The sequence below is a fragment of the Tamlana flava genome (assembly GCF_041287255.1).
In the GTDB taxonomy this organism is placed as follows: domain Bacteria; phylum Bacteroidota; class Bacteroidia; order Flavobacteriales; family Flavobacteriaceae; genus Tamlana; species Tamlana flava.
On sequence record NZ_JBGGTX010000001.1, the window covers coordinates 127,395 to 153,203 of the forward strand.

Consider the following 25,809-nt stretch of genomic DNA (forward strand, 5'->3'; position numbering starts at 1 on the left):
ATATTTTTCATCGAAACCTCTTCAAAAACATTTATGGTAACACTTAAAGAAGTTAATTCAAAAAAAGACTTAAAAGCATTCGTGAAGTTTCCTTTTAAACTTTATAGAGGTTCCGAATATTGGGTTCCTCCTATCATTAGCCAGGAAATGAAAACTTTTGATAAGCACGAAAACCCAGTTTTTAATGATGCTGAAGCCAAATTGTTCCTAGCCTACAAAAACAAAGAAATTGTTGGTAGAATTGCCGCTATCATCAATTGGTTGGAGGTAAAAGGTCAGAACCAAAAGAAAATGCGTTTTGGATGGTTTGATTTTATTGATGATTTGGAAGTGTCGCAAACTCTTTTAAACGAAGTCGAAAAAATTGGCAAAGAAAACAATCTTGAATATGCAGAGGGTCCTGTAGGCTTTTCAAATTTAGATAAAGTTGGAGTAGTAACTGAGGGATTTGATGCCCTAGCGCCCATGGTAACGTGGTACAATCACCCTTACTATGCAAAACATTATGAAGCTGCCAATTACAAAATTGAAAAAGGATATTCTGAAAGTAAATTCTCTTTCTCAAATGTAGACCCTGAAACCTTTTTTAAGGCTCAAGAGCTTATAAAAAGGCGTTATCAGCTAAAAGCTTTAAGATTCACAAAAACAGAACAAGTCATGCCTTATGCCGACAAGATGTTCGATTTGTTTAATGAAAGTTATGCGTCATTATCTTCTTTTGTGGCTATAAATGATATACAAAAGGCCTATTTTAAAAAGAAGTTTATTAGCTTTATTAATCCTGAGTACATTAAATTTATTGTTGATAAGGACGATAATATGATTGGTTTTGCCATTGTTATGCCTGGTTTTGCTAAAGCTTTGCAAAAAATAAAAGGAAGATTATTCCCTTTTGGATTTAGGCATATACTTCAGGCTAAAAAACACAGTAAGGATGTTATTTTTTATCTCATAGGAATACATCCAGATTACCAGAATAAAGGTGTACATGCCGTTATTTTTAATGAATACTACGAAACATTTAAAGAAAAAGGCATAGAAACCTGCTACAGAACCCCTGAGCTTGATGACAACGAGGCTATCCACAAAATCTGGAAACATTTTGATCCTTTAGTTTTTAGAAAAAGAAAAACCTTTAGAAAGTTTATTTCATAAAAAAATCCGATGCAAAATTGAATCGGATTTTTTCATCATTTTAGTATTTTGTTATATAACTACTCACCCATCGCTGCCATAACTGCTGCAGAAAGACGTTTGTAGGTGCCATTTTCCAATCGCTCACGAATACTGTCAAAAGCATCCAAAGTTTCAGCTACATCCTGTAAAGTATGGGTTGCTGTTGGAATCAATCTAAGTAAAATCAATCCTTTAGGTATAACAGGATAAACTACTATCGAACAGAATATTCCGTGGTTTTCACGCAAATCCTTAACCAGTGCCATTGCTTCAGGAATACTTCCTTTTAGGTAAACTGGGGTAACACAGCTTTGTGTCGTACCAATATCAAATCCACGTTCTTTTAAACCGGACTGCAAGGCATTAACGTTCTCCCAAAGTTTGGCTTTTAACTCAGGCATCGTTCTTAGCATATCCAAACGTTTTAGTGCACCAACCACCAATTGCATTTGTAGTGATTTGGCAAACATTTGAGAACGCAGATTATATTTTAAATAATCTATTATTTCTTTATCTCCGGCAATAAATGCACCAGTACTTGCCAAAGATTTGGCAAAAGTCGCAAAATAAACATCAATATCGTCTTGAACACCTTGTTCCTCACCTGCTCCAGCTCCAGTAGCACCTAGTGTACCAAAACCATGGGCATCATCAACGAACAACCTAAAATTGAATTTCTTTTTAAGGGCCACAATTTCCTTTAAACGCCCTTGTTCACCACGCATTCCAAAAACCCCTTCAGAAATCACCAAAATACCACCGCCTGTTTGCTCGGCCATTTTAGTTGCACGCTCTAAGTTCTTCTCTAAACTCTCAACATCATTGTGCTTGTAAGTAAAGCGTTTACCCATATGAAGACGCACACCATCTATAATACAAGCATGTGCATCAACATCATAAACGATAATATCATCTTTCGCTACTAAGGCATCAATGGTAGAAACCATCCCCTGGTAACCAAAATTTAGAAGATAAGCCGCTTCTTTTTTCACAAAGGCAGCCAATTCATCTTGAAGTTTATCGTGCAAATCTGTATGTCCAGACATCATTCTTGCACCCATTGGATAAGCCGAACCATATTGGGCAGCGGCTTCAGCATCTACTTTTCTCACTTCTGGGTGATTTGCAAGCCCCAAATAATCATTGATGCTCCAAGTAATAACATCTTTTCCCTGAAACTTCATCCTGTTGGAGATTTCACCTTCCAATTTAGGAAACACAAAGTAACCTTCTGCCTGAGACGCCCATTTTCCTAATGGCCCTTTGTCTTTATAAATTTTCTCAAATAAATCTTTCATTTATTATAATCTTAATTGCTATTAAAGTTAAGACATAACTACAACTTAATAAATGCTTTAAGGGAATACAACACCAAGTGTTTAGCAAATTCAAAGAAAGCTTTTAGCTATTAGTTAGTTGATGCAAAATTAAATATTTATCTTCTTTGAACATAATTTTTAATGCTCAATTATTGATAAAATAAAAAAAGAGATGGCATTTTACTAGATATGTAAAATGCCATCTCTTAGTGTGACTTATTATTCTTATTATTTAATGTATTGTATTTTTTGTGCTGAAGCCTCATTGATGCTGTCAAAAAAGCCTTGCTCTTCCATCCATTTATCGCTATACACTTTACTCATGTATCTCGCTCCGTGGTCTGGGTAAATAACAACAACGCAATCTCCTTTTTTGAATCTTCCTTCATCACCTAAATGCAAAAGGGCTTGGGTAGCTGCGCCAGATGTATAGCCAACGAACATTCCTTCGGTTTTTGCAATCAACCTAGCTGTATGCGCACTGTCTTCATCTGTAACTTTGATAAACTCATCAATAACATCGAAATCTGTTGCTGATGGAATTAAATTTTTGCCCAAACCTTCAATTCTGTAAGGGTAAATTTCCTTTTCATCAAACTCTCGAGTTTCGTGATATTTTTTCAAAACTGAACCAAAGGCATCAACCCCTATAATCTTTATATCAGGGTTTTGCTCTTTAAGGTATTTTGCAGTTCCAGAAATTGTTCCACCAGTTCCGCTGCATGCTACTAAATGGGTTATTTTTCCTTGAGTTTGTTCCCAGATTTCAGGGCCAGTAGATTTATAATGCGCATCAATATTTAACTGATTGAAATACTGATTGATATAAACCGAACCTTTAATTTCTTCATGCAATCTCTTTGCTACCTGATAGTAAGACCTTGGGTCATCTGCACTAACATGCGCTGGGCAAACATAAACTTTGGCTCCCATTGTTTTTAGCATATCAATTTTGTCGGGAGAAGACTTTGAGCTTACCGCCAAAACACAATCGTAGCCCTTAATTATACTTACCATAGCAATACTGAATCCTGTATTACCAGAGGTGGTTTCAATAATAGTATCGCCTGGAGAAAGAAGTCCTTTCTTTTCAGCCTCTTCAATGATGTAAAGTGCTATTCTGTCTTTGGATGAGTGTCCTGGATTAAAGGATTCAACTTTTGCATAAAAGTCGCCTTTAAATTTGGAAGCTATTTTATTAAGTTTAACAAGCGGTGTATTGCCTACTAAATCTAATACATTATCAAATACTTGATTTCTGTGTTTCATAAAAGCTATTTATAAACCGATTTTGATGTGCACAAAATACAGCTTAAAACCGCACAAAAATAAAACTTTTTTTTTTATTAACCATGAATTCCCTCTAAATCTAACAAAAAGGCATATTCCATGGCAACTTCCTTTAGACTTTCAAAACGTCCTGAAGCCCCTCCATGCCCAGAATCCATGTCAATATGAAGCAATAATTTATTTGAATCTGTCTTAAGTTCCCTTAATTTCGCCACCCATTTGGCTGGCTCCCAGTATTGTACTTGCGAATCGTGCAACCCCGTTGTCACCAACATGTTTGGATATTCTTTGGCTTCGACGTTATCATATGGTGAATAAGATTTCATATACTTGTAATATTGTTCCTCATTAGGGTTCCCCCACTCGTCATATTCACCTGTGGTCAACGGAATGGTATCGTCCAACATAGTTGTAACCACATCCACAAACGGAACTGCAGCCAAAATACCATTATAAAGTTCTGGATTCATATTAATTACGGCACCCATCAATAATCCACCTGCAGAACCTCCGTAAGCATACAAATGCTCTTTTGAGGTGTATTTTTCGGCAATTAAATGCTTTGAGCAATCTATAAAATCTGTAAACGTGTTTTTCTTGGTGAGCAATTTACCTGTTTCGTACCAATTTCTTCCAAGATACTCGCCTCCCCTAATATGGGCAATGGCATAGATAAAACCTCTATCAAGTAAACTAAGACGGATGCTTGAAAACGAAGGGTCTATGGTTGAGCCATAGGAACCATAAGCATATTGAAGCAAAGGACTTGAGCCGTCTAGCTTTATTCCTTTTTTATAAACCAACGAAATAGGCACTTTTACCCCATCTCTTGCCGTAGCCCAAATACGTTTTGATTCGTAGTTTTCTTTCTTAAATTTTCCACCTAAAACCTGCTGTTCCTTTTTTATCTCACTTTTTTTGGTCTTGAAATTATAATCAATTACCGAGCTTGGCGATGTTAATGAATTAAATCCATATCTCAAAAAAGGACTTTCAAAATCAGGGTTATTGCCAACAAAAGCAGTATAGGTTTCAGAATTGAAGGGCAATTTATAGTCTTCCTTTCCATCCCAACTTATTATGCGCAGGTTATTCAATCCGTTTTCACGCTCATTAACTACTAAATAATCCTTGAAAATCTCAATATCTTCAACAAGCACGTCCTGTCTATGGGGCAAAACATCTTGCCAAAATTTCTTTGCAGTGGTTTTTTCGTTTGTTTTGGAGAGTTTAAAATTGGTTGCACCATCGGCATTAGAAATGATGTAAAAACTATCTTTATAGTGAGCAATGGAATATTCCAAATCATTCATTCGCTTTTGAAATACTTGGAATTTTCCATCGGGCGCATTGGCATCTAAAATTTGATATTCTGAAGACAGTGTGCTTGACGACCCTATGATGACGTACTTTTTAGACTTCGATTTATAAACAAACGTATGGAAGGTTTCATCTTTTTCATGATAAACCTCATCATCATTTTTAGTCCCCGAATGCAGCATGTGCTTAAAAATTTTATGCGAACGAAGCGTTACCTCGTCTTTCATCGCATAAAACAAAGTCTTATTGTCATTTGCCCAAACTGCGCTACCTGTAGTGTTTAAAATCTTATCTGGATAAACCTCACCCGTCATTAAATTTTTTACTTGAACGGTATATTGCCTTCTGCTTACTGTATCAACCGAAAAAGCGGCCATGGTATTGTCTGGGCTTATTGAAATGCCGCCAAGATTAAAATACGCATAATTTTTTGCCATAACATTACAATCGAACAATATTTCCTCAGGGGCCTCCAAAGTTTCCTTTTTACGGGCATAAATGGGATAATCCTTTCCTTTTTCGTACCGGGTTAAATACCAATAACCATTTAATTTGTAAGGTACAGATGCATCATCTTCTTTTATCCGGCCCTTCATTTCTTCAAACAAAAGCTTTTGAAGCTTCTCGCTATGCTTCAGCATTTGTTTTGTATATACATTCTCGGCATTAAGGTATTCAATCACTTCAGGGTTTTCCCTGTCGTTCAACCAATAGTAATCATCAATTCTTGTATCGTTATGAATACTTAGTTGTTGAGGAATTTTTTTGGCAACAGGATGCGATATATTCTTTTTCAAAAGAAAAGGTTTTATTCTTGATTTTTTAAGCCCTCAAAAATAGAAAAATTAAATAGTTTTGCACTGTAACAATAAAATTAATAGATATGTTTGGAGACATGATGAACATGATGAGCAAATTGAAAGAAACCCAGAAAAAAGTTGAAGAAACAAAAAAGCGTTTAGATACTGTATTGGTCGATGAATCCAGCAATGACGGCAAACTAAAAGTTACGGTAACAGCCAACAGAACCATAAAGTCCATTGAAATTGACAGTGATTTACTCGTGGACAAAGAACAACTTGAAGATTATTTAATCCTTACACTGAACAGAGCAATTAAAAAAGCTACCGAGGTAAACGAAACAGAATTGGCCACTGTTGCCAAAGAAGGCACACCCAATATTCCTGGAATGGATTTTTTAAAGTAAGATATTGAACTGCTAGACTTCTAAAGTGTTAGATTTTTTAAAGTTTGAATAACCTTTTCGTGCATTGTATCGGTGTAATCTAAATGGGTAACCATACGCAACTTTCCACCACCCATTGAGATGATGTGTATATCCTTACTGGTCATTTTTTGCATAAAACTTTTTTCATCAACGTCATTATTCAACTCAAAAATAACAATGTTGGTTTCAACAGGTTCAACGGTTTTAACTATTGGTAGTTTGGCTAATACTTTACCTATTTCTTTTGCTTTTTTATGGTCATCAGCCAATCTTTCAATATGATGCTCTAAAGCATACAGGCCAGCAGCCGCTAGATACCCTACTTGCCTCATATTTCCTCCAAAAACTTTCCTAATTCTCAGGGCGTCTTTCATTAATTTTGAATCACCAACCAAAAGCGAGCCTACCGGACAGCCCAAACCCTTGCTCAAACAAACTGAAATGGTATCGAAAACCTCGCCATATTGCTTAGCGGTTTCATTTTTAGCCACAAGCGCATTCCATAATCGTGCACCATCTAGATGAAGTCCAAGTTTGTTTTCTTGACAAACGGACTTAATTTTCAGTATCTCATTAAAATCCCAACACGCTCCTCCCCCTTTATTTGTGGTATTTTCTAGTTCAACCAGCGTTGTTTTGCTGTAATAATAATCTTGGGGATTGATAGCGTCAAATACCTGTTTCGCATTGAACATTCCCTGTACCCCATCTATTAATTTGCAGGACACCCCGCTATTAAACGATGCGCCGCCAGACTCATAATTATAAATGTGGGCGTATTTATCGCAAATCACTTGCTCACCCGGATTGGTATGCAGTTTGATCGCAGTTTGATTGGCCATGGTGCCACTTGGAAAAAACAAGGCTTGTTCTTTACCAAACATATGGGCGATTTTGCTTTCCAGCTCATTAACGGTTGGGTCTTCATTAAAAACATCGTCCCCCACTTTGGCCTGCACCATAGCTTCTAGCATGCCTTTAGTTGGCTTTGTAACCGTGTCGCTTCGTAAATCTATTTTCATTATCAATCATAAAAAAGTAAAGCTATAAAATTATATTAAGATTAGTTTTCCTTTGACTCTTTAAATGCTATTTTTGCTAAAAAATAATTCAAAATGATAACATCTGATCAAATAAAAAATCTTAACACCCGCCTTGACAAACTAAGGCACTATCTTTGACATAGATGCCAAATTAATTGAAATACAAAACGAGGAAGAACAAACTTTTGATCCTAATTTCTGGAATGATTCAAAAAAGGCAGAATTGGTAATGAAATCCCTACGGGAAAAGAAAAGTTGGGTTCAGGACTACAAAAACTCCAAAACCTTAGTTGAAGATTTAGAAGTCATTTATGAGTTTTTCAAAGAAGGCGAAGCAAATGCAGAAGATGTTGAAAAGCGCTACGAAGAAGCATTGAACCTTATTGAAAAACTGGAATTCAAAAACATGCTTTCTGATGAAGGCGACAGCCTAAGTGCTGTTTTGCAAATTACAGCCGGAGCGGGTGGTACCGAAAGTTGTGATTGGGCCAGTATGCTCATGCGGATGTACCTGATGTATGCCGAAAAAAATGGCTATAAAGTAAAAGAACTGAACTTTCAGGAAGGTGATGTGGCGGGAATAAAAACCGTAACTCTTGAAATTGAAGGTGAATTTGCCTTTGGTTGGTTAAAAGGCGAAAATGGCGTTCACCGTTTGGTACGTATCTCCCCTTTTGATAGCAATGCCAAACGCCACACCAGTTTTGCTTCAGTGTACGTCTATCCGCTTGTTGATGACACCATTGAAATTGAAATCAATCCAGCCGATATTGAAATAACCACGGCGCGTTCAAGTGGTGCCGGAGGGCAAAACGTTAACAAGGTAGAAACCAAGGTGCAGCTAACGCACAAACCAACAGGTATTCAAATTTCATGTTCCGAAACACGTTCGCAGCACGATAACCGAGCTAGAGCATTACAGATGTTGAAATCGCAATTGTATGAAATAGAGCTTCAAAAGCAAATGTCGCAACGAGATGATATAGAGGCCAGTAAAATGAAGATTGAATGGGGCAGCCAAATAAGAAATTATGTGATGCATCCCTATAAATTGGTCAAAGACGTTAGAACAGGCCATGAAACAGGAAATGTTGACACCGTAATGGATGGCCATATTGATGAGTTTTTAAAGGCTTATTTAATGATGATGGGGCAAAAAGTTGAGGACGATAATCAATTATGACAAAAATCGACACCATCATATTTGACTTAGGAGGTGTTTTAATAGATTGGAACCCCGAATATGTATACCTTAGGGCTTTTAACGGTGACAGGGAAAAAATGCGTTGGTTTTTGGACAACATTTGCACAAGCGAATGGAACGAAAACCAAGATGCTGGTTACCCCCTGGCCCAAGCCACCGAAGATTTAGTAAAGCAATTTCCTGAACACGAAAACTACATTAGATTATTTTATGGTGAATGGCAAGATATGCTGGTTGGAGCAATTGAAGGTACCGTAAATATCCTAAAAAAATTGGTGGATTCTGGAAGTCAAAAAATAGTCGCTTTAACCAACTGGAGTGCTGAAACTTTCCCTATTGCATTAAATCAGTTTGAATTTCTACAATGGTTTGAGGGCATTGTTGTTTCAGGTGAAGAAAAGACCCGAAAACCTTTTGATGACATTTATCATATCACTTTAAAACGTTTCAACATTAGAGGAGAACAAGCTATTTTTATTGATGACAATTTAAGAAATATTGAAGCTGCAAACAATCTAGGAATAAATGGAATTCACTTTAAAACTCCAGAATTGCTCATTCAACAATTGAAAAAATATAACATAGAATTATAATGATTACTATTTACCATAATAACAGATGCACCAAGTCTAGACAGGGACTAGCACTTCTAGAAGACTCTGGAAAAGAATACAAAATAGTTAAATACCTTGAAGATGTTCCAACAGAAAAGGAACTTAAAAACATTATAAAATTGCTTGGGATTGAGCCCATTCAATTGGTGAGAAAAAATGAAGCAATTTGGAAAGAACAATACAAAGACAAAGATTTGAGTAATTCTGAAATAATAAAAGCGATGATAGAAAACCCAAAACTTATTGAGCGCCCTATCGTTGTAAATGGAAACAAAGCCGTTATTGGAAGACCAACTGAACTTATTTTGGAAATTATTTAATGCTTTTTGTAAGCCAATTTAGGTTTTGCCTACTTATCATAATAAGGCCGTCAATTAGCCTATTATGATAATTATTTACCAACATCCCATGTGCAAAAATGCAAAAACCTGCGTTAAATTACTGGAAACTAATTTTGAAAATGATTACGACGTTAAACATGAAGGTTTAGATTTAAGCGAAGATAAATTCAGGGAAATATTAAAACTATTAAACTGCAAACCAATTGATTTAGTTAGGACCGGCAGCATAGTTTGGAAAACACTTTTAAAGAATCTGGATTTTACCGATGATGAGCTCATTAAGGTCATTTTAAAATTCCTAATCCTCATAAAAAGCCCCATTATTATCAACGGAAACAAAGCCGTTATTGGGCGCACTCCAGAAAAAATATTCGAAATTATTTAACATACTTTTAACCTATTTCATTTAAACCATGTTTTAGTTTATAGGTCTAAACTTGCAAAATGTAACCATGACCAAAACCATCATCCCTCTTTTATTTCTAATATTTTCAATGTCTACGAAGGCGCAGCCCAAAAATTTAGGACTCCCTACAGATAAAAAAATAACGGTTACTGGCAAAGTTGTAGATGCGGAAACAAAAGAACCTTTAGAATATGCAACCATAGCCTTCTTCAATAAAGAAAAAAATAAAATTATTGAAGGCGGTATAACCAATGTAAACGGAGAGTTTAGCATCCCTATAACTTCCGGACTTTACGACGTAACTATTGAGTATATTTCTTATAAAAAAATAACGCTTTCCAATAAAAATTTAAATCAAGACGAAAACCTTGGAATCATTTCACTTGAAATCAATTTAGAAGCCCTTGACGAGGTTGAAGTCATTGCTGAACGAACAACAGTTGAAATAAAACTGGATAAAAAAATATACAACATTGGCAAAGATCTTACCACCGCAGGCGGAACGGTTAGTGATGCATTGAATAACGTACCCTCTGTTTCTGTTGACATTGAAGGTGGCATAAGTTTAAGAGGAAACGAAAATGTAAGGATTTTAATAAACGGCAAACCTTCAGCTATGGCCGGTTTTGGGGATACCAGTGTTTTAAGTCAACTTCCTGCTGAAGCTATTGAGCGTGTTGAAGTAATTACCTCGCCCTCAGCTAGATATGATGCCGAAGGAACAGCAGGTATTTTAAACATAATTCTCCGTCAAAAAGAAACTTTAGGTTTTAATGGTTCTTTAAACCTGACCCTTGGTAATCCTGATAATGCTGGGGTTTCGGCGAATATTAATTACCGTACCGAAAAGTACAATTTATTTTCAAACTTAGGGTTTAGGTATTTTAGTTCTCCAAGAAATAGCTTTAGCGATACTGAATACTTTAATGCCGATGTAGATTTCGATAGAATTATTGAAGATGAAGATGTAGAACGTCTAAATCGCAATTACAACGCCAGTCTTGGCATGGAGTATTTTTTATCTAAAAAAACCTCTTTAACAGGCACTTTTTTCTATAGATATGGCGAAGACAGAGATACTGGTATAAATTTTAGCGATAGGTATAACAGTGGAAGTTTTGACGAACAAACTCGAAGAATTGAAAAACAAAACGAAGATGGCAATAATTATCAATTTGCTTTAAACTACATTACCAAGTTTGATAATGAAGGCCATGAGTTAACCGCCGACATTCAGATAGAGAGTGGCTCAGAAGAACAATTTACTGACTACAATGAAGATTATATTTTCACCAATAAAACAGCTCCTGAACCTTTCCAAATTGAATACATAACCCAAAATGAGGATGAAAAGGAATATTTATTTCAAGTGGATTATGTTAAGCCCATAGGTGAAAATTCAAGATTTGAAGCTGGCTATAGAGGCAACTTTGAAAATTCAGTTACCAATTATCTATTGGAACAAGAAAATCTTGATACTGGTAATTTAGAAGTAAATGATGCGCTTTCAAATATATTTGATTACTCTGAAAACGTCAATGCGTTTTACACCCAATATGGAACCAAATTTGGCGAATTTTCATTTCTTTTAGGCCTTCGTTTAGAAAACACACAATTAAAAGGAAAAATAGATTCTAGATTAACATCGGCAGAACTTGAAGCATTTTATGGTTTTCCAATTAAAACTGATTTTAACAACAATTATTTGGGGCTGTTCCCTACCGTAAACTTAATTTACAATTTATCTGGAAATTCCGATGACTCTGAAGAAAGCATCACACTCGGATACAATAGACGAATTAACAGGCCACGCGGTTGGTTTATCAATCCTTTTCCATCGCGCTCTAGTCGTACAAGAGTATTTCAAGGAAACCCAAATTTGAGTCCTGTTTTTGCCAGCGCTTTTGATTTAGGGTATTTGAAACGTTGGGACAAACTTACGTTAACAACATCGGTTTATTATCAGTATGAAACAGATTCGTTTGAAAGAATTGAAGAAAATACAGGTGCTCAAACATCAGATGGGATAGATATTATAAGAACAATACCTGTAAACTTATCTACCAACAAAAGAACAGGTACAGAACTGGGTTTGCTATACAATCCTAATAAATGGCTTCGTCTTAATTCAAGTTTTAACTTCTTTCAATTTAATACAGAAGGTGAATTTAACGGCAAAGATTATGGGGCCAAAAACACAAGTTGGTTCGCAAGATTTAGTAGCAAAGTTACCTTGCCTTCAAAAATTGATTGGCAAACAAACGTATTTTATAGAGCGGCCAGACAAAGTGCACAGGGTGAAAATCAAGGTATTTTCTCGTTAGATTTAGCTTTCAGTAAAGAAATATTTAAGGACAACGCTACGATATCCTTAAACGTCAGGGATTTGTTGAATTCCAGAAAAAGAAAATCTTTAACCACGACCGAATTTTTTGAAAGATACAGTGAATCGCAATGGAGGCAACGTCAAATCAATTTATCATTTATTTACAGGCTAAACCAGCAAAAAAAACGCAACGAGCGTAGAAACAATATGGGAGGTGATGATGATATGGATTTTGAAGGATAGAAAAAGAAAAATTATCAAACAAAAAAGGAAGCTAAATTAGCTTCCTTTTTTAATTATTTAAAAATCATGAATGTTTAATGAGCCTCTCGTTTAGCTTTTTTTTCTTCTCTCATTTCCTTTAATCTTTCAATTAAAGAACCTCCAATCCAGTAAGGAATTACAAATGTCAATAAGAAAATCATTAACCAAAAACCTATAGTCAAAATGGTCAAGAATGCTAAAAAGCCTAAATACTGGTCAAAATCAAACATAATTATAAGTGTCTTTTAAAATCTAATGCAAAGATACTGCAAAGGTATTTCTTATACAATATCAATATTAAATTTATTAACATACTTTTCCACTAGCTCAATCCGGCTGAGGCGTCATTCTTAAATAAGGTTTTATTTCTCTATAACCTTTTGGAAATAATTCTGGGATTTCTGCATTGGTAACAGAAGGCGATATAACACAATCCTCTCCACTTTTCCAGTTGGCAGGAGTTGCCAATTTACGATAGGCCGTTAATTGCAATGAATCTATAACGCGTAAAAGCTCATCAAAATTTCTTCCCGTTGAAGCAGGGTACGTAATAATCAATTTCACTTTTTTATCAGGACCAATAACAAAAACGGACCTCACTGTAAGTTTGTCATCCGCATTCGGGTGTATCATATCATAAAGTTCTGAAACCTTTCTATCTTCATCCGCAATAATTGGAAAATTCACCGTCGTATTTTGGGTTTCATTAATATCATTAATCCAACCTTTATGAGACTCTAAACCATCTACACTAAGTGCCACAACTTTTACATTACGTTTATCAAATTCCGCTTTATACTTTGCCACCGTACCCAATTCTGTTGTGCAAACTGGCGTGTAATCTGCTGGATGAGAAAATAATATACCCCAACCATCACCCAACCAGTCGTGGAAATTAATAATTCCTTCGGTGGATTGAGCTGTAAAATTTGGAGATACATCTCCCAATCTAATTGTTGCCATAATTATATATATTTTTAGTTAAATTTAATTTCCTACTAAATTAATCAATTTAATATGATTAAATAACATTAGTCTTAAAAAATGATAAAAACTAACATAAATCATACCCAAAGAAAAGTCAAAACAATTAACTTTGCTTTTTTAATTTAATCATTATCAAAATGGCTTTCAGAATAGAAAAAGATACCATGGGCGAGGTAAAAGTACCTGCCGATAAACTTTGGGGTGCCCAAACAGAACGCTCTAGAAATAACTTTAAAATTGGTCCTTCGGCATCCATGCCTTTGGAAATTATATATGGCTTTGCGTACCTAAAAAAAGCTGCTGCTTACACCAATTGCGAACTAGGTGTTTTAGCCATTGAAAAACGCGATTTAATTGCCAAAGTTTGTGATGAGATTTTAGCAAGAAAACATGACGACCAATTTCCTCTGGTAATCTGGCAAACAGGTTCTGGAACGCAAAGCAATATGAACGTGAATGAGGTTGTTGCAAACAGGGCACATCAATTGGCAGGAAAAGTTGTTGGCGAAGGTGAAAAAACCATTCAGCCGAATGATGATGTAAATAAATCGCAGTCTTCAAATGACACCTTCCCTACTGGCATGCACATTGCCGCTTACAAAAAAATTGTTGAGACTACCATACCAGGGGTTAAACAATTGCGCAATACGTTGAAGAAAAAATCTGAAGCCTTTAAAAATGTGGTTAAAATTGGACGAACGCATTTAATGGACGCTACACCCTTAACCCTTGGCCAAGAGCTTTCAGGTTATGTTGCGCAACTTGACCACGGTTTAAAAGCTTTGGAAAATACATTGCCGCATTTAAGTGAATTAGCTTTAGGCGGAACAGCCGTTGGGACAGGTTTAAACACCCCAAAAGGTTACAGCAAGCGTGTTGCTGAGTATATTGCAGAATTTACAGGGTTGCCTTTTGTGACAGCTCCAAACAAATTTGAGGCTTTGGCGGCTCATGATGCATTGGTCGAAACCCATGGAGCCTTAAAGCAATTGGCTGTTTCATTGAATAAAATAGCAAACGATATTAGATTGATGGCATCAGGTCCTCGTTCTGGAATTGGAGAAATCATCATACCAGCCAATGAGCCAGGAAGTTCTATTATGCCCGGTAAAGTTAACCCAACACAATGTGAAGCGCTTACCATGGTTTGTGCTCAAGTAATGGGTAACGATGTTGCCGTTTCTGTAGGTGGCTTACAAGGGCACTACGAGCTAAACGTATTTAAGCCAGTAATGGCCGCAAATGTGTTACAGTCTGCTCAATTACTGGGTGATGCCTGTGTAAGTTTTGATATAAATTGTGCCGTTGGTATTGAGCCAAATCAAGAAGTCATTACAAAATTGCTCAATAACTCATTAATGCTTGTTACGGCATTAAACACAAAAATAGGCTACTACAAGGCTGCTGAAATAGCCAATACGGCGCATAAAAACGGTACGACCCTAAAAGAAGAAGCCGTTAACTTGGGTTATGTAACCGCCGAAGACTACGATGAATGGGTAAAACCCGAAGATATGGTAGGCAGTTTGAAGTAATTCAACTCATTTAATTACACATAAAAAAACCGCTTCGAATGAAGCGGTTTTTTGTTTAAACAAATCAACAATCATCTAATCTAAATCAAAACGATCAGCATTCATTACTTTAACCCAAGCATTAACAAAATCCTTAACAAATTTTTGCTTGTTGTCATCTTGGGCATAAACCTCGGCATAAGCACGTAAAATTGAATTGGAACCAAAAACAAGGTCTATTCTTGTTGCCGTCCATTTAACCGCTCCCGTTTTTCGGTCGCAAACTTCATAAACTCCATTGCCAGTTGGTTTCCATTTGTAAGCCATATCAGTAAGGTTTACAAAGAAATCATTGGTTAAAGCGCCCTCATTATTAGTAAACACACCGTGTTTTGAGCCTGCATAATTGGTTCCCATAACACGCATACCACCAACCAAAGCGGTCATTTCGGGAGCAGTAAGCCCCATTAATTGCGTTCTATCCAATAACAATTCTTCAGGGCTAACTACATAATCCTTCTTCAAATAGTTTCTGTAACCATCGGCTACTGGGTCTAGAGGTGCAAACGATTCTGCATCGGTCATCTCTTCCTTGGCATCCCCTCGTCCAGGAGCGAAAGGAACTGTAACATTCATGCCCGCGTTTTTAATGGCTTTTTCAACACCCACATTTCCTGCCAAAACAATAGTATCAGCAACACTAATACCGAATTCAGCAGCAATTGGCTCTAAAACAGATAATACTTTGGATAACCTTTTCGGTTCGTTTCCTTCCCAATCTTTTTGTGGAGCCAAACGAATACGGGCACCATTTGCTCCTCCTCTGAAGTCTGAACCTCTAAATGTTCTTGCACTATCCCATGCAGTGGAAACCATTTCAGAAATACTTAAACCAGAACTGGCGATTTTCGCTTTAACAGCATCCACATTATAGTCTTTTCTGCCTTTAGGAATTGGGTCTTGCCAAATTAAATCCTCTTTTGGTACATCCGGCCCAAACCAACGGTCTTTTGGTCCCATATCACGATGTGTTAATTTAAACCAAGCACGAGCAAAAGCATCAGAAAAAGCATCAAAATCATTCTTAAATTTCAAGGAAATCTCTTTATAAATTGGATCTACCCTCATGGCCATATCGGCGTCAGTCATGGCAGGGTTATGGCGAACGGAAAAATTTTCAACATCTACTGGTCTGTCCTCTTCCTTAATGCTTACTGGTTCCCATTGCCAAGCACCAGCAGGACTTTTAACAGATTTCCACTCGTGGTTAAATAGCATTTCAAAATAACCATTATCCCATTTAGTTGGATGTGTTGTCCAAGCACCTTCTATACCACTAGTAACAGTATCAGGCCCTTTACCTGTTCTTGTTGGGTTTGACCATCCAAATCCTTGTTCTTCAATAGAAGCAGATTCCGGGTCAGGCCCTAAAATACTGGCGTCACCATTTCCGTGCATTTTACCAACTGTGTGTCCTCCCGCTGTTAAAGCAACCGTTTCTTCGTCGTTCATGGCCATACGTTTAAAGGTTTCACGTACTTGTGCTCCTGTTTTTAATGGGTCTGGATTTCCATTTACACCTTCTGGATTTACATAAATCAATCCCATTTGCACAGCTGCCAAGGGATTTTCCATGGTTTCTGGTTTGTTCACATCTCCATAGCGTCCATCACTTGGCGCCAACCATTCCTTTTCCGCCCCCCAATAGGTGTCTTTTTCAGGGTGCCAGATGTCTTCACGTCCAAAAGCAAAACCATAACTCTTCAATCCCATATTTTCATAAGCAATGGTTCCAGCTAAAATTATTAAATCTGCCCAGCTTACTTTATTTCCATATTTTTTCTTAATTGGCCAAAGCAAACGTCTAGCCTTGTCTAAACTAACATTATCTGGCCAAGAATTTAGCGGTGCAAAACGCTGGTTTCCTGTTCCTCCGCCACCTCGTCCATCCGAAATTCTGTAGGACCCAGCAGCATGCCAAGCCATTCTAATCATTAGTCCGCCATAATGACCCCAGTCGGCAGGCCACCAATCTTGGCTATCTGTCATCAAAGCGTGCATATCTTTTTTCAGAGTCTCGACATCCAATTTTTTTAGTTCCTCTTGATAGTTAAAATCTTTTCCCAGCGGGTTAGTTTTAGTGTCGTGTTGGTGCAAAATGTCCAGATTTAATGCATTGGGCCACCAATCCATAACGGACTTTTCAGTTGCCGTGTTTGCTCCATGCATAAAAGGGCATTTTCCTTGTTTTGAGCTGTTCATAATGTTAGATTATTAATTTTTGAATTAAATTTTTATCGATTCTCTAAATTTACAAATAGCATATCAAAAGAAATAGCTCAAGTGCATTTTTATAAGTTATATTTCAATCGATAAAATTTATATAGAGACAAAACCAAAATAGTTTTTATAAATTCTTTGGAAAAACTATTAAATCAATTTTATGATTTGAAAAAATATTTGAAATATAATTTATTGTTATTTTTAAATCTAAATCTAAAACCTCGGAAATGGCAACTATTACATTGAGTGGTAATGCCGTGGTAACAATAGGAAGTTTACCAGACATAGGGTCTTATATTCCTAATTTTAAATTAGTGGCTATTGACCTTACCACAAAAACATTGGAAGATTTTAAAGGCTATAATCTAATCCTCAATATTTTTCCTAGTGTAAATACCCGTGTTTGCTCTAATTCTGTAAGACAATTTAATGCCGAAGCTAATGAGTTGGAGAATACCAAAATACTTTGTATATCAAGAGATTTGCCTTTTTCACAAGATCAATTTTGCGCAGCTGAAGGTTTAAAAAACGTAATAATGCTCTCTGATTTTAAAACTGGAGATTTTGGAAAAGATTATGGCATAATGATGACCAATGGAAAATTTGACGGTTTACTTTCAAGAAGTGTTATTGTTGTTGACACCAATAAAAAAGCACTTTACACGGAACAAGTTCCTGAAATTGGCCAAGAACCCAATTATAAAGCTGCTTTGGGAGCTTTAAACTTATAATATTTTTATGGCTAAAAAAGAATCATTTTTTGTTAACAGAATAAAAAGCGTAGGTTTTGCCTTCAAAGGGGCTTTTCTTCTATTAAAAACCGAATCGAGTATAAAAATTCAATTCGTGATTGCCATTTTAGTTACAGCTGCTGGTTTTTATTTTGACATTTCATCCACTGAATGGTGTTTGCAAATTCTGGCTATTGCATTTGTAATGGGTATTGAGGGTGTAAACACGGCCATCGAGGATATGGCTAATTTTATTCACCCAGAGTTTCATACCAAGATTGGTATCATAAAAGACATTGCTGCCGGAGCGGTTTTTATTGCTTCAGTATTTGCTATTATTATAGGGCTAATTATCTACATCCCTAAGATTTTTTAAAATAATATTCCCTTAGGATAAACGTTAGTAATTTGTATTTTTGTTGCGTTGTATATGCTAAATTGCAATAACCAATTTCAGAATCTCAATTTGATATCGCACCTTAAATGTCCAAAAGGAAACCCAAAACTAAAAAAACGCCTAAACCGAAGTTAAAGATGCCCCGTTTTAAACTAAATAACCAACAGAAATTGGTATTGGGCAGTTTTTTGGTAATAACTGGTCTACTTTTATTTATTGCATTTGTTTCGTTTTTGTTTACGGGTGAAGCCGACCAAAGTGCACTAACCGACTTTACATCACGCGATGTAAAAACGCAAAATTGGCTGAGCAAATCTGGTGCATGGTTAGGCGACCTTTTTATCCAACGTGGTTTTGGGGTGTCATCTTTTATTTTTTCAGGATTAATATTCTTGTCTGGTATTTATATCTTAATGAACATCAGCAAAGCAAAACTCAGAAGACATTGGTTTTGGGGCGTTTTAATCATTGTCTGGCTATCCATCATGTTAGGTTTTTTTGGAAACAAAAATGATATTCTTGGAGGAACTGTGGGTTTTGAACTGAATAGCTTTCTTCAAGACTATCTTGGCAAAATTGGCACTGCCCTCCTATTACTTTTTGGGTTGATCACCTATTTGGCCATTAGATTTAAAGTTACTTTTGAAAGCTTTACCAATGTCTTCAAAACTGCCAAAAAAGATATAAAAAAGGAATTTTCCGAGTTTGATGAAGATACTTTTGTGCCAGTAGACAACAATCTTTCAGATGAAGCTGAAGCCATTAAGTCTGCCTTTGAATTGTCTCTGAACAATAATGAAGATGAAACGGAGACAACGTCAATTTCAGCTGAAAAAACAAAGGAATCTGTCACATCAGAAGTAAAAGCTACAGAAATTGAAGTAAAGCCAGAATTGGAAATTGAAGTTGAGGAGATGAAGGAAGAAGTTTCGGAAACCAACAACCTCGCTGATAAACTAGTTGCAGATTTTGGACAGTTTGACCCAACTTTGGAATTGGCTAAATATCAATTCCCTACACTGGACTTGCTCAAGAAATACGAAACTGAGGGTATAAAAATAAATCAGGAAGAACTTGAGGAGAACAAGAATAAAATTGTTGAAACGCTTAGTAATTATAAAATTGGTATTGCAAGTATTAAAGCAACTATAGGCCCAACAGTAACGCTTTATGAAATCGTTCCGGATGCTGGAATTAGAATTTCTAAAATAAAGAATTTAGAAGATGATATTGCCCTTTCGCTTTCCGCATTGGGCATCCGAATTATTGCACCAATACCTGGCAAAGGAACCATAGGCATTGAAGTGCCTAATAAAAACGCAACCGTAGTTTCCATGCGCTCAGTTATTGCTTCCAAAAAGTTCCAAAACTCAGAAATGCAGTTACCCATTGCACTAGGAAAAACAATCAGCAACGAAACCTTTGTTGTAGACTTGGCAAAAATGCCCCATTTGCTTATGGCCGGAGCAACTGGACAAGGTAAATCGGTTGGTCTAAATGCGGTTTTAACGTCACTACTTTATAAAAAGCACCCTGCTGAAGTCAAGTTTATTTTAGTTGATCCCAAAAAGGTTGAACTTACTTTATTCAATAAAATTGAACGTCATTATTTGGCAAAATTACCGGACAGTGAAGAGGCCATCATAACTGACAACACCAAAGTTATCAATACATTAAACTCATTGTGTATTGAAATGGACAACCGTTATGAATTGCTTAAAAATGCCATGTGCAGAAATATAGCAGAGTACAATGCCAAGTTCAAATCCAGAAAATTAAACCCAAATGAAGGGCATCAGTTTTTACCTTATATTGTTTTAGTGGTTGATGAATTTGCCGATTTAATTATGACTGCAGGCAAAGAAGTAGAAACTCCCATTGCCCGTTTGGCACAACTTGCCCGTGCCATAGGTATTCATTTAATCATAGCAACGCAAAGACCTTCTGTGAATGTCATTACGGGAATTATTAAAGCCAACTTCCCTGCTCGCATTGCGTTTAGGGTAACATCAAAAATCGATTCTAGAACTATTTTGGATGGCTCTGGTGCGGACCAACTAATTGGGCGTGGAGACATGCTATATACCCAAGGAAACGATGTTATTCGCGTTCAATGTGCTTTTGTCGACACCCCTGAAGTAGAACGAATTACAGATTTCATTGGCTCACAAAAAGCATATCCAGATGCTTATATGCTTCCTGAATATGTTGGCGAAGAAAGTGGCACAGGTATTGATATAGATATTTCGGAAAGAGATGCACTATTCAAAGATGCCGCTGTGGTTATTGTAACAGCGCAACAAGGTTCTGCATCGTTGTTGCAACGCAAATTAAAACTTGGCTATAACCGGGCTGGCAGATTGATTGACCAACTGGAGGCTGCAGGAATTGTGGGACCCTTTGAAGGCAGTAAAGCAAGGCAGGTTTTGGTAACCGACTTAGCTGCTCTGGACAAACTTTTAGAAGATGAATTATAACATTAAAAAAATGAAGAAATTAATTGTAATTTTATTTATCACACTTTCATTCAATGCTTTTTCTCAAAATGACGCCAAGGCCTTGCTCAATGAAGTTTCGCAAAAGGTGAAAAGCTATGATAACATCTCCATTGACTTTAAATATACTTTAGAAAACCTTTCGGAAAACATAAAACAGGAAACTAAAGGCGATGTTGTATTGGCAGGAAACAAATACCGGTTGAATATTCTAGGGGTGACTCGGCTTTTTGATGGCAAAACCTTATACAGCATTAGCACAGAGGATGAAGAAGTGACGATTTCATCAAATAATGAAGACGAGGCGGATGCTATAACTCCGAGCAAAATGTTATCTTTTTATGAAGATGGATATACATATAAAACTGACATCCAGCAAAATATAAATGGAAGAAAAATTCAATACATCAAATTAACACCAATAGATTCCAATTCTGAAATAAAGAACATCCTACTGGGCATTGATGCCAATACAAAGCACATTTATAACTTAATACAGATAGGCAAAAATGGTACTAAAACAACCTTAACTGTTAATTCTTTTAAAACAAACACGCCTTTATCAAAAACCTTATTTACTTTTGAGGCTGACAAATACCAGGATTATTACATCAATAAATTGGATTAATGAATTTATTTACTGTTAGATTCATTGATCATTCATCAAGTATAACATCTGAAATTTCGAAGTGAAATTCGGAGTATTTAATCTCGATCATCGCGTTGCGTGTGAAAATATTAGATCGCTACATACTAACTACATATTTAAAGACCTTTTTCAGCGTGTTTATTATACTCATGCTGATTTTTATTTTACAGACCATTTGGTTGTACATAAAGGAACTTGCTGGCAAAGATTTAGACTTAATAGTAATCGTTAAATTTCTGGTCTATTTTATGCCGAAGCTCATCCCTTTGGTTTTGCCCCTTACTATTCTTTTAGCCTCAATAATGGTGTTTGGTAGTTTTGCCGAAAATTATGAGTTCGCTGCCATGAAATCAACCGGAATTTCGTTACAGCGTGCCATGTCCGGGCTGAGCGTATTTATCGTAATTTTAGGCATTACCACTTTTTTCTTTTCAAATAACGTCATTCCATGGGCTGAGCTCAATTCTTATAATTTACGAAGAAACATAGCCAAACTAAAGCCGGCCATGGCTATTGCCGAAGGGCAGTTCAACCCAATTACCGGAACCGACTATAACATTAAAGTTGAGAAAAAAAGCGGTGACCGTGGCCAGTACTTAGAAGATGTTACCATACACGTTAAAGGCCAGAATGGTAGAACCAATAGTACAGTAATAAAATCTAAAACAGGCGAACTTACAGGCGCAAAAGACTCCAATGTTTTAAAACTTATTTTATTGGATGGGAATCTATACCAAGATGTTGAATCTAACAACAGAAATGCCCGAGACCGAAAACCATTTGCCAAAAGTGCTTTTGAAAAGAAAATCATCAATATTGACTTGTCCGACATGAACAATGTTGATTTTGACGAGCAATCACAGACCGACAAGTACAACATGCTTGACGTAGTTGATTTGAATAAAACCATTGACTCGCTGATTAAAAAAGGAGAAAATGAGCATGAAACCTTTTCCAATAATTTACAGGTGCGGTCTGGGATCATAATAACCAATGAGCCCAAAATAGCGAGAAAGGCGGATAAACCAGAGTACCTTGGTAACATTCTTGATGTTTTCGATACCAAAAAAAAATTGGAGTTGGTTGAAGCTTCAATCAGAACTGTAAATTCTTCGAAACAACTTATAATCTCTAAAGACTTAACCTTAAAAAATTCTAAGTCTTGGCTAAATAAGCACATTATATCCCTTCATGAAAAATTCGCTTTAGGTTTGGTCTGCATTATATTGTTTTTTGTTGGCGCTCCTCTTGGTGCTTTAATACGAAAAGGAGGCATTGGTTTGCCAATGGTTATTGCCATACTTTTATTTTTAACCTATCACTTTATTGGCATTTTTGCCACAAACAGTGCTAAAAATGGAGGCTTTAACCCTATTCTAGCCAGTTGGTTTTCTACATTAGTCATGCTTCCCTTAGGTATATTTTTAACCAAAAGAGCCACTGCCGATAAAGGTCTTTTTGAGTTCGACAATATCCTTGAACCAATAAAACGAATGTTCAAAATCAAGGAAAAAGATAGCGTAGATTATAGATTTTTAGGCAGCTTAAAAAATGATGAATTAGCTGATGTAATTAATAATTATGAAGCGAAAGGGCATGAAAAAGCTGTTCAATTTGAATCTCTAAAAGTTTTAAAAACCAGAGGAATAATAACAAATCAACTTGAAGAAAATGGAATTTCTATAAATGAAGATTTCTTGACATCCGAACAAATAAACAAAGACTATAAAGAACATGCAAGATTTGCCATAACGCTTTATAATATTGGAATCATTTTATTGGTGCTCTTCTTCATATTCAAAAACAACAAGCTACAATCTTTGGCTGAGCCAACAATTCAACTTAGCGTTGTTTCGTTGGTGTTATTTGTCATTTATTACTTAAAATCAATAAAAAACACGTATCAATTTTATAAGCACATTAAAAAAGACCGCAACAAACCCAAGATTGTTCTTTTAATACTTGGGCTCCCCTTTTATGTGCTTATTCACCAGTTTTTAAGGGAGAAAATAAAGGAAGACTTAAAGCAAAATTGTTTAGATTCTTTAAAATAAGCAATATCTTTGCACAATGATTGCAGAAAAAATGACACAAAAAAGCACCTCTGAGTTCAAATTGAACACAATTCAAGAAGCTATTGATGATATTAGAAATGGCAAAGTAATAATAGTTGTAGATGACGAAAACCGTGAAAACGAAGGTGATTTTTTAGCAGCAGCCGATAAGGTAACGCCCCAAGTTATAAACTTTATGGCTACCCAAGGCCGAGGACTTATTTGTGTACCACTTACCGAAACTAGATGTAAAGAACTTGAACTGGATATGATGGTACGTAATAACACGGACCATATGGAAACAGCTTTTACTGTTTCGGTGGATTTAAGGGGAAATGGAGTTACTACAGGTATCTCAGCAAGCGATAGGGCTAAAACCGTTAAAGCGTTGATTGACCGCGATACAAAACCTTTTGAGTTGGCAAGACCGGGCCATATATTTCCTTTAGTAGCAAAAGAAGGTGGTGTTTTAAGAAGAACTGGACATACTGAAGCTGCAATAGATTTTGCAAGATTAGCCGGATTAAATCCCGGTGGTGTTATTGTGGAAATCATGAACGAAGATGGGTCTATGGCTCGTTTACCCCAGTTGTATGAGCTGGCCAAAAAATTGGATTTAAAAATTGTCTCTATTGAAGATTTGGTGGCTTACAGAATGCAACACGACTCTTTAATTGAGAAAAAAGAAGACTTTGACATTGAAACAAGATTTGGAAGTTTTAGGTTAAGAGCATACAAGCAAACCACTAACAATCAAGTGCATATATCTTTAACAAAAGGCTCTTGGAAATCTGATGAAACCGTACTTACTAGAATAAATTCTACGCTAGTAAATAATGATATTTTAGGAACGCTAACCCACGATGCAGACAAACAATTGGACCACATGTTCAAGTTGATTAATGATGTTGGCAAAGGGGCAATCATCTTTATTAATCAGGATGCCCAGTCCATGAACATGCTCAATCGTTTATCTTTTTTAAGAGAAAACCAAAAAACAAATGAGGTAACCAAAGCCCCAAAAATCAATATGGACAATAGGGATTTTGGTATTGGGGCCCAAATACTTCATGACCTCAACATACACAAACTTCGCTTGATGTCTAATAGCGTGCAAACCAAACGTGTTGGTATGATTGGCTACGGTTTGGAAATTGTTGAATACGTCAATTATTGATTCAATACTTCAAAAGTTTTTAGCATATTCTTACTTGACGTATTTGGGACTTCCGATATAAAAGCATATTTACCAGGGGTTAAATCTACCTCAAAATATTGTGTGCTTCCAGCGGGCGCATCGTTGGTGCCTCCCAAAAAAGTAATTCCTTCTGGCAATGGGTCCATTAACCCTGTAGGTGTTGCCCAATTCATCCATGCCTCAAGCATCTCTAAATCGGCATTGGCATCTAATTTAACTAAGTTCACATCATGGCCTACAAAGTTTTCATGAACAATCTGATCCTTATAATGAACAGCAAAAACTTGATTTCCTTTTTTGATGCTGCTGCTATAGGTAATTCCATCAGTACTTGAAATTGTTATATCAATATCGGCTTTTGGCGGTTCGTTGCCACTATCCTCTTCCAGTACATGTATTTCCTTCGCCATGCCCATTGACGTATGGAATTTACCGTCAGCCATTTTTACATAGCATTCCATAATGTAAAGACCCGGAAGTAATTTTACGGTTGTTATGCTGGTTTGTCCCGGAGAAACTAATCCTGAGCCACCGGTAAATACTATTTGTCCAAACCATTCTGGTAATTTTCCAAATTCCGCCATAGCCTTGTCCATATCTCCTTTCATTATAAATTCCATTCCATTATCAAATGGAGGACCAACTTCTGCAATAGTATTTTGAATGTTTTTGCCCTCAGGATACTTATCCAAAAGAAAAAAATGGGCTTGTGTTGATTTGTTTATATACTTAAAAGTATTCCATCCAGAAGGAATAGTATCCATCGATTGAAAATCCATAACGTTTGTAACGATTTCAATATAGTTATCTTTTTTCTCTTTGACTTGCTCCTGAGATTGTTCAATATTGATTTGTTCCTTCTTTTCGTTTTTGCAGTTATATACTAATACAAAAGCAAACAAGAAAAAAAACATAAGATAATTTGACTTCATAATTTATTGGTTTGGTTATTGACTAATTTTATTTTTAA

The 25,809-nt window shown here is 36.2% G+C and carries 22 protein-coding genes; 14 read left to right on the forward strand and 8 right to left on the reverse strand.

Annotated elements, in window-relative coordinates; translation table 11 throughout:
- Positions 1-33 precede the first annotated feature (33 nt).
- Positions 34-1,155 carry a GTP cyclohydrolase gene (locus ACB104_RS00540; protein ID WP_370476256.1) on the forward strand — a complete coding sequence of 374 codons (1,122 nt, stop codon included), beginning with the start codon at positions 34-36 and terminating at the stop codon, positions 1,153-1,155.
- Positions 1,156-1,214: 59 nt separating this feature from the next.
- Here the strand turns inward: ACB104_RS00540 and capB are convergent, their stop codons facing one another.
- The 3 genes from capB to ACB104_RS00555 form a co-directional block, all read right to left on the reverse strand.
- The gene (gene capB / locus ACB104_RS00545) at positions 1,215-2,474 is read right to left on the reverse strand and encodes a cysteate-C-fatty acyltransferase (RefSeq protein ID WP_370476257.1); all 1,260 of its coding nucleotides are present in this window, start codon (positions 2,472-2,474) and stop codon (positions 1,215-1,217) included.
- Between the two features lie 249 nt (positions 2,475-2,723).
- Complete coding sequence (gene capA, locus ACB104_RS00550; RefSeq protein WP_370476259.1) at positions 2,724-3,764, reverse strand: cysteate synthase; 1,041 nt, start codon at positions 3,762-3,764, stop codon at positions 2,724-2,726.
- 77 nt (positions 3,765-3,841) lie between these two features.
- Positions 3,842-5,902: a S9 family peptidase gene (locus ACB104_RS00555; RefSeq protein WP_370476260.1), complete on the reverse strand. Its 2,061-nt coding sequence runs from the start codon at positions 5,900-5,902 to the stop codon at positions 3,842-3,844.
- Between the two features lie 86 nt (positions 5,903-5,988).
- Here ACB104_RS00555 and ACB104_RS00560 point away from each other — a divergent pair, with 86 nt between their 5' ends.
- Entirely contained in the window at positions 5,989-6,312 is a 324-nt protein-coding gene (locus tag ACB104_RS00560) for a YbaB/EbfC family nucleoid-associated protein (RefSeq protein WP_370476262.1), read from the forward strand.
- 20 nt (positions 6,313-6,332) lie between these two features.
- Here ACB104_RS00560 and ACB104_RS00565 read toward each other — a convergent pair whose 3' ends face one another.
- Positions 6,333-7,355, reverse strand: coding sequence for a threonine aldolase family protein (locus tag ACB104_RS00565; RefSeq protein WP_370476264.1), 1,023 nt, complete (start codon positions 7,353-7,355; stop codon positions 6,333-6,335).
- Positions 7,356-7,448: 93 nt separating this feature from the next.
- Between ACB104_RS00565 and prfB the strand changes: the two genes are divergently transcribed.
- The 5 genes from prfB (at position 7,449) to ACB104_RS00590 (ending at position 12,510) form a co-directional block, all read left to right on the forward strand.
- Positions 7,449-8,559 (forward strand): peptide chain release factor 2 gene (gene prfB, locus ACB104_RS00570; RefSeq protein WP_370476265.1). Its coding sequence is split into 2 segments (ribosomal slippage): positions 7,449-7,511 and positions 7,513-8,559, totalling 1,110 coding nucleotides; the frame shifts between segments, so codons are not numbered across the junction.
- Complete coding sequence (locus ACB104_RS00575) at positions 8,556-9,173, forward strand: HAD family hydrolase (RefSeq protein ID WP_370476267.1); 618 nt, start codon at positions 8,556-8,558, stop codon at positions 9,171-9,173. Before prfB ends, ACB104_RS00575 begins: the two co-directional genes overlap by 4 nt.
- Complete coding sequence (gene arsC, locus ACB104_RS00580) at positions 9,173-9,514, forward strand: arsenate reductase (glutaredoxin) (protein ID WP_370476268.1); 342 nt, start codon at positions 9,173-9,175, stop codon at positions 9,512-9,514. Before ACB104_RS00575 ends, arsC begins: the two co-directional genes overlap by 1 nt.
- Positions 9,515-9,578: 64 nt before the next feature.
- Entirely contained in the window at positions 9,579-9,920 is a 342-nt protein-coding gene (locus tag ACB104_RS00585) for an ArsC/Spx/MgsR family protein (protein ID WP_370476270.1), read from the forward strand.
- A 109-nt stretch (positions 9,921-10,029) separates the two neighbouring features.
- Positions 10,030-12,510, forward strand: coding sequence for a TonB-dependent receptor (locus ACB104_RS00590; protein WP_370476272.1), 2,481 nt, complete (start codon positions 10,030-10,032; stop codon positions 12,508-12,510).
- Between the two features lie 74 nt (positions 12,511-12,584).
- Here ACB104_RS00590 and ACB104_RS00595 read toward each other — a convergent pair whose 3' ends face one another.
- Both ACB104_RS00595 and ACB104_RS00600 read right to left on the reverse strand, forming a co-directional pair.
- Complete coding sequence (locus ACB104_RS00595) at positions 12,585-12,761, reverse strand: hypothetical protein (protein WP_370476273.1); 177 nt, start codon at positions 12,759-12,761, stop codon at positions 12,585-12,587.
- A gap of 97 nt (positions 12,762-12,858) precedes the next feature.
- A complete protein-coding gene (locus ACB104_RS00600) occupies positions 12,859-13,494 on the reverse strand; it encodes a peroxiredoxin (RefSeq protein WP_370476275.1) in 636 nt (211 codons plus the stop codon).
- 161 nt (positions 13,495-13,655) lie between these two features.
- On the opposite strand from ACB104_RS00600, the gene fumC reads away from it, so the two are divergent.
- Complete coding sequence (fumC, locus tag ACB104_RS00605; RefSeq protein WP_370476277.1) at positions 13,656-15,053, forward strand: class II fumarate hydratase; 1,398 nt, start codon at positions 13,656-13,658, stop codon at positions 15,051-15,053.
- 75 nt (positions 15,054-15,128) lie between these two features.
- Here the strand turns inward: fumC and katG are convergent, their stop codons facing one another.
- Positions 15,129-17,294, reverse strand: a complete 2,166-nt coding sequence (katG, locus tag ACB104_RS00610) for a catalase/peroxidase HPI (protein WP_370476278.1) — start codon at positions 17,292-17,294, stop codon at positions 15,129-15,131.
- Between the two features lie 248 nt (positions 17,295-17,542).
- Between katG and tpx the strand changes: the two genes are divergently transcribed.
- From tpx to ribB, 6 genes are all read left to right on the forward strand, one after another.
- Entirely contained in the window at positions 17,543-18,046 is a 504-nt protein-coding gene (tpx, locus tag ACB104_RS00615) for a thiol peroxidase (RefSeq protein ID WP_370476280.1), read from the forward strand.
- A 7-nt stretch (positions 18,047-18,053) separates the two neighbouring features.
- A complete protein-coding gene (locus tag ACB104_RS00620; protein WP_370476282.1) occupies positions 18,054-18,422 on the forward strand; it encodes a diacylglycerol kinase family protein in 369 nt (122 codons plus the stop codon).
- 107 nt (positions 18,423-18,529) lie between these two features.
- The gene (locus tag ACB104_RS00625; RefSeq protein WP_370476283.1) at positions 18,530-20,920 is read left to right on the forward strand and encodes a DNA translocase FtsK; all 2,391 of its coding nucleotides are present in this window, start codon (positions 18,530-18,532) and stop codon (positions 20,918-20,920) included.
- A 10-nt stretch (positions 20,921-20,930) separates the two neighbouring features.
- A complete protein-coding gene (gene lolA1 / locus ACB104_RS00630) occupies positions 20,931-21,566 on the forward strand; it encodes an outer membrane lipoprotein periplasmic chaperone LolA1 (RefSeq protein ID WP_370476285.1) in 636 nt (211 codons plus the stop codon).
- Positions 21,567-21,667: 101 nt separating this feature from the next.
- Positions 21,668-23,641 (forward strand): LptF/LptG family permease, encoded by a 1,974-nt coding sequence (locus ACB104_RS00635; protein WP_370476287.1) that lies wholly within the window; start codon positions 21,668-21,670, stop codon positions 23,639-23,641.
- 16 nt (positions 23,642-23,657) lie between these two features.
- A complete protein-coding gene (ribB, locus tag ACB104_RS00640) occupies positions 23,658-24,818 on the forward strand; it encodes a 3,4-dihydroxy-2-butanone-4-phosphate synthase (RefSeq protein ID WP_370476289.1) in 1,161 nt (386 codons plus the stop codon).
- Here ribB and ACB104_RS00645 read toward each other — a convergent pair.
- Positions 24,812-25,771, reverse strand: coding sequence for a hypothetical protein (locus ACB104_RS00645; RefSeq protein WP_370476291.1), 960 nt, complete (start codon positions 25,769-25,771; stop codon positions 24,812-24,814). The two genes, ribB and ACB104_RS00645, sit on opposite strands and share 7 nt — an antisense overlap.
- Positions 25,772-25,809: the final 38 nt, after the last annotated feature.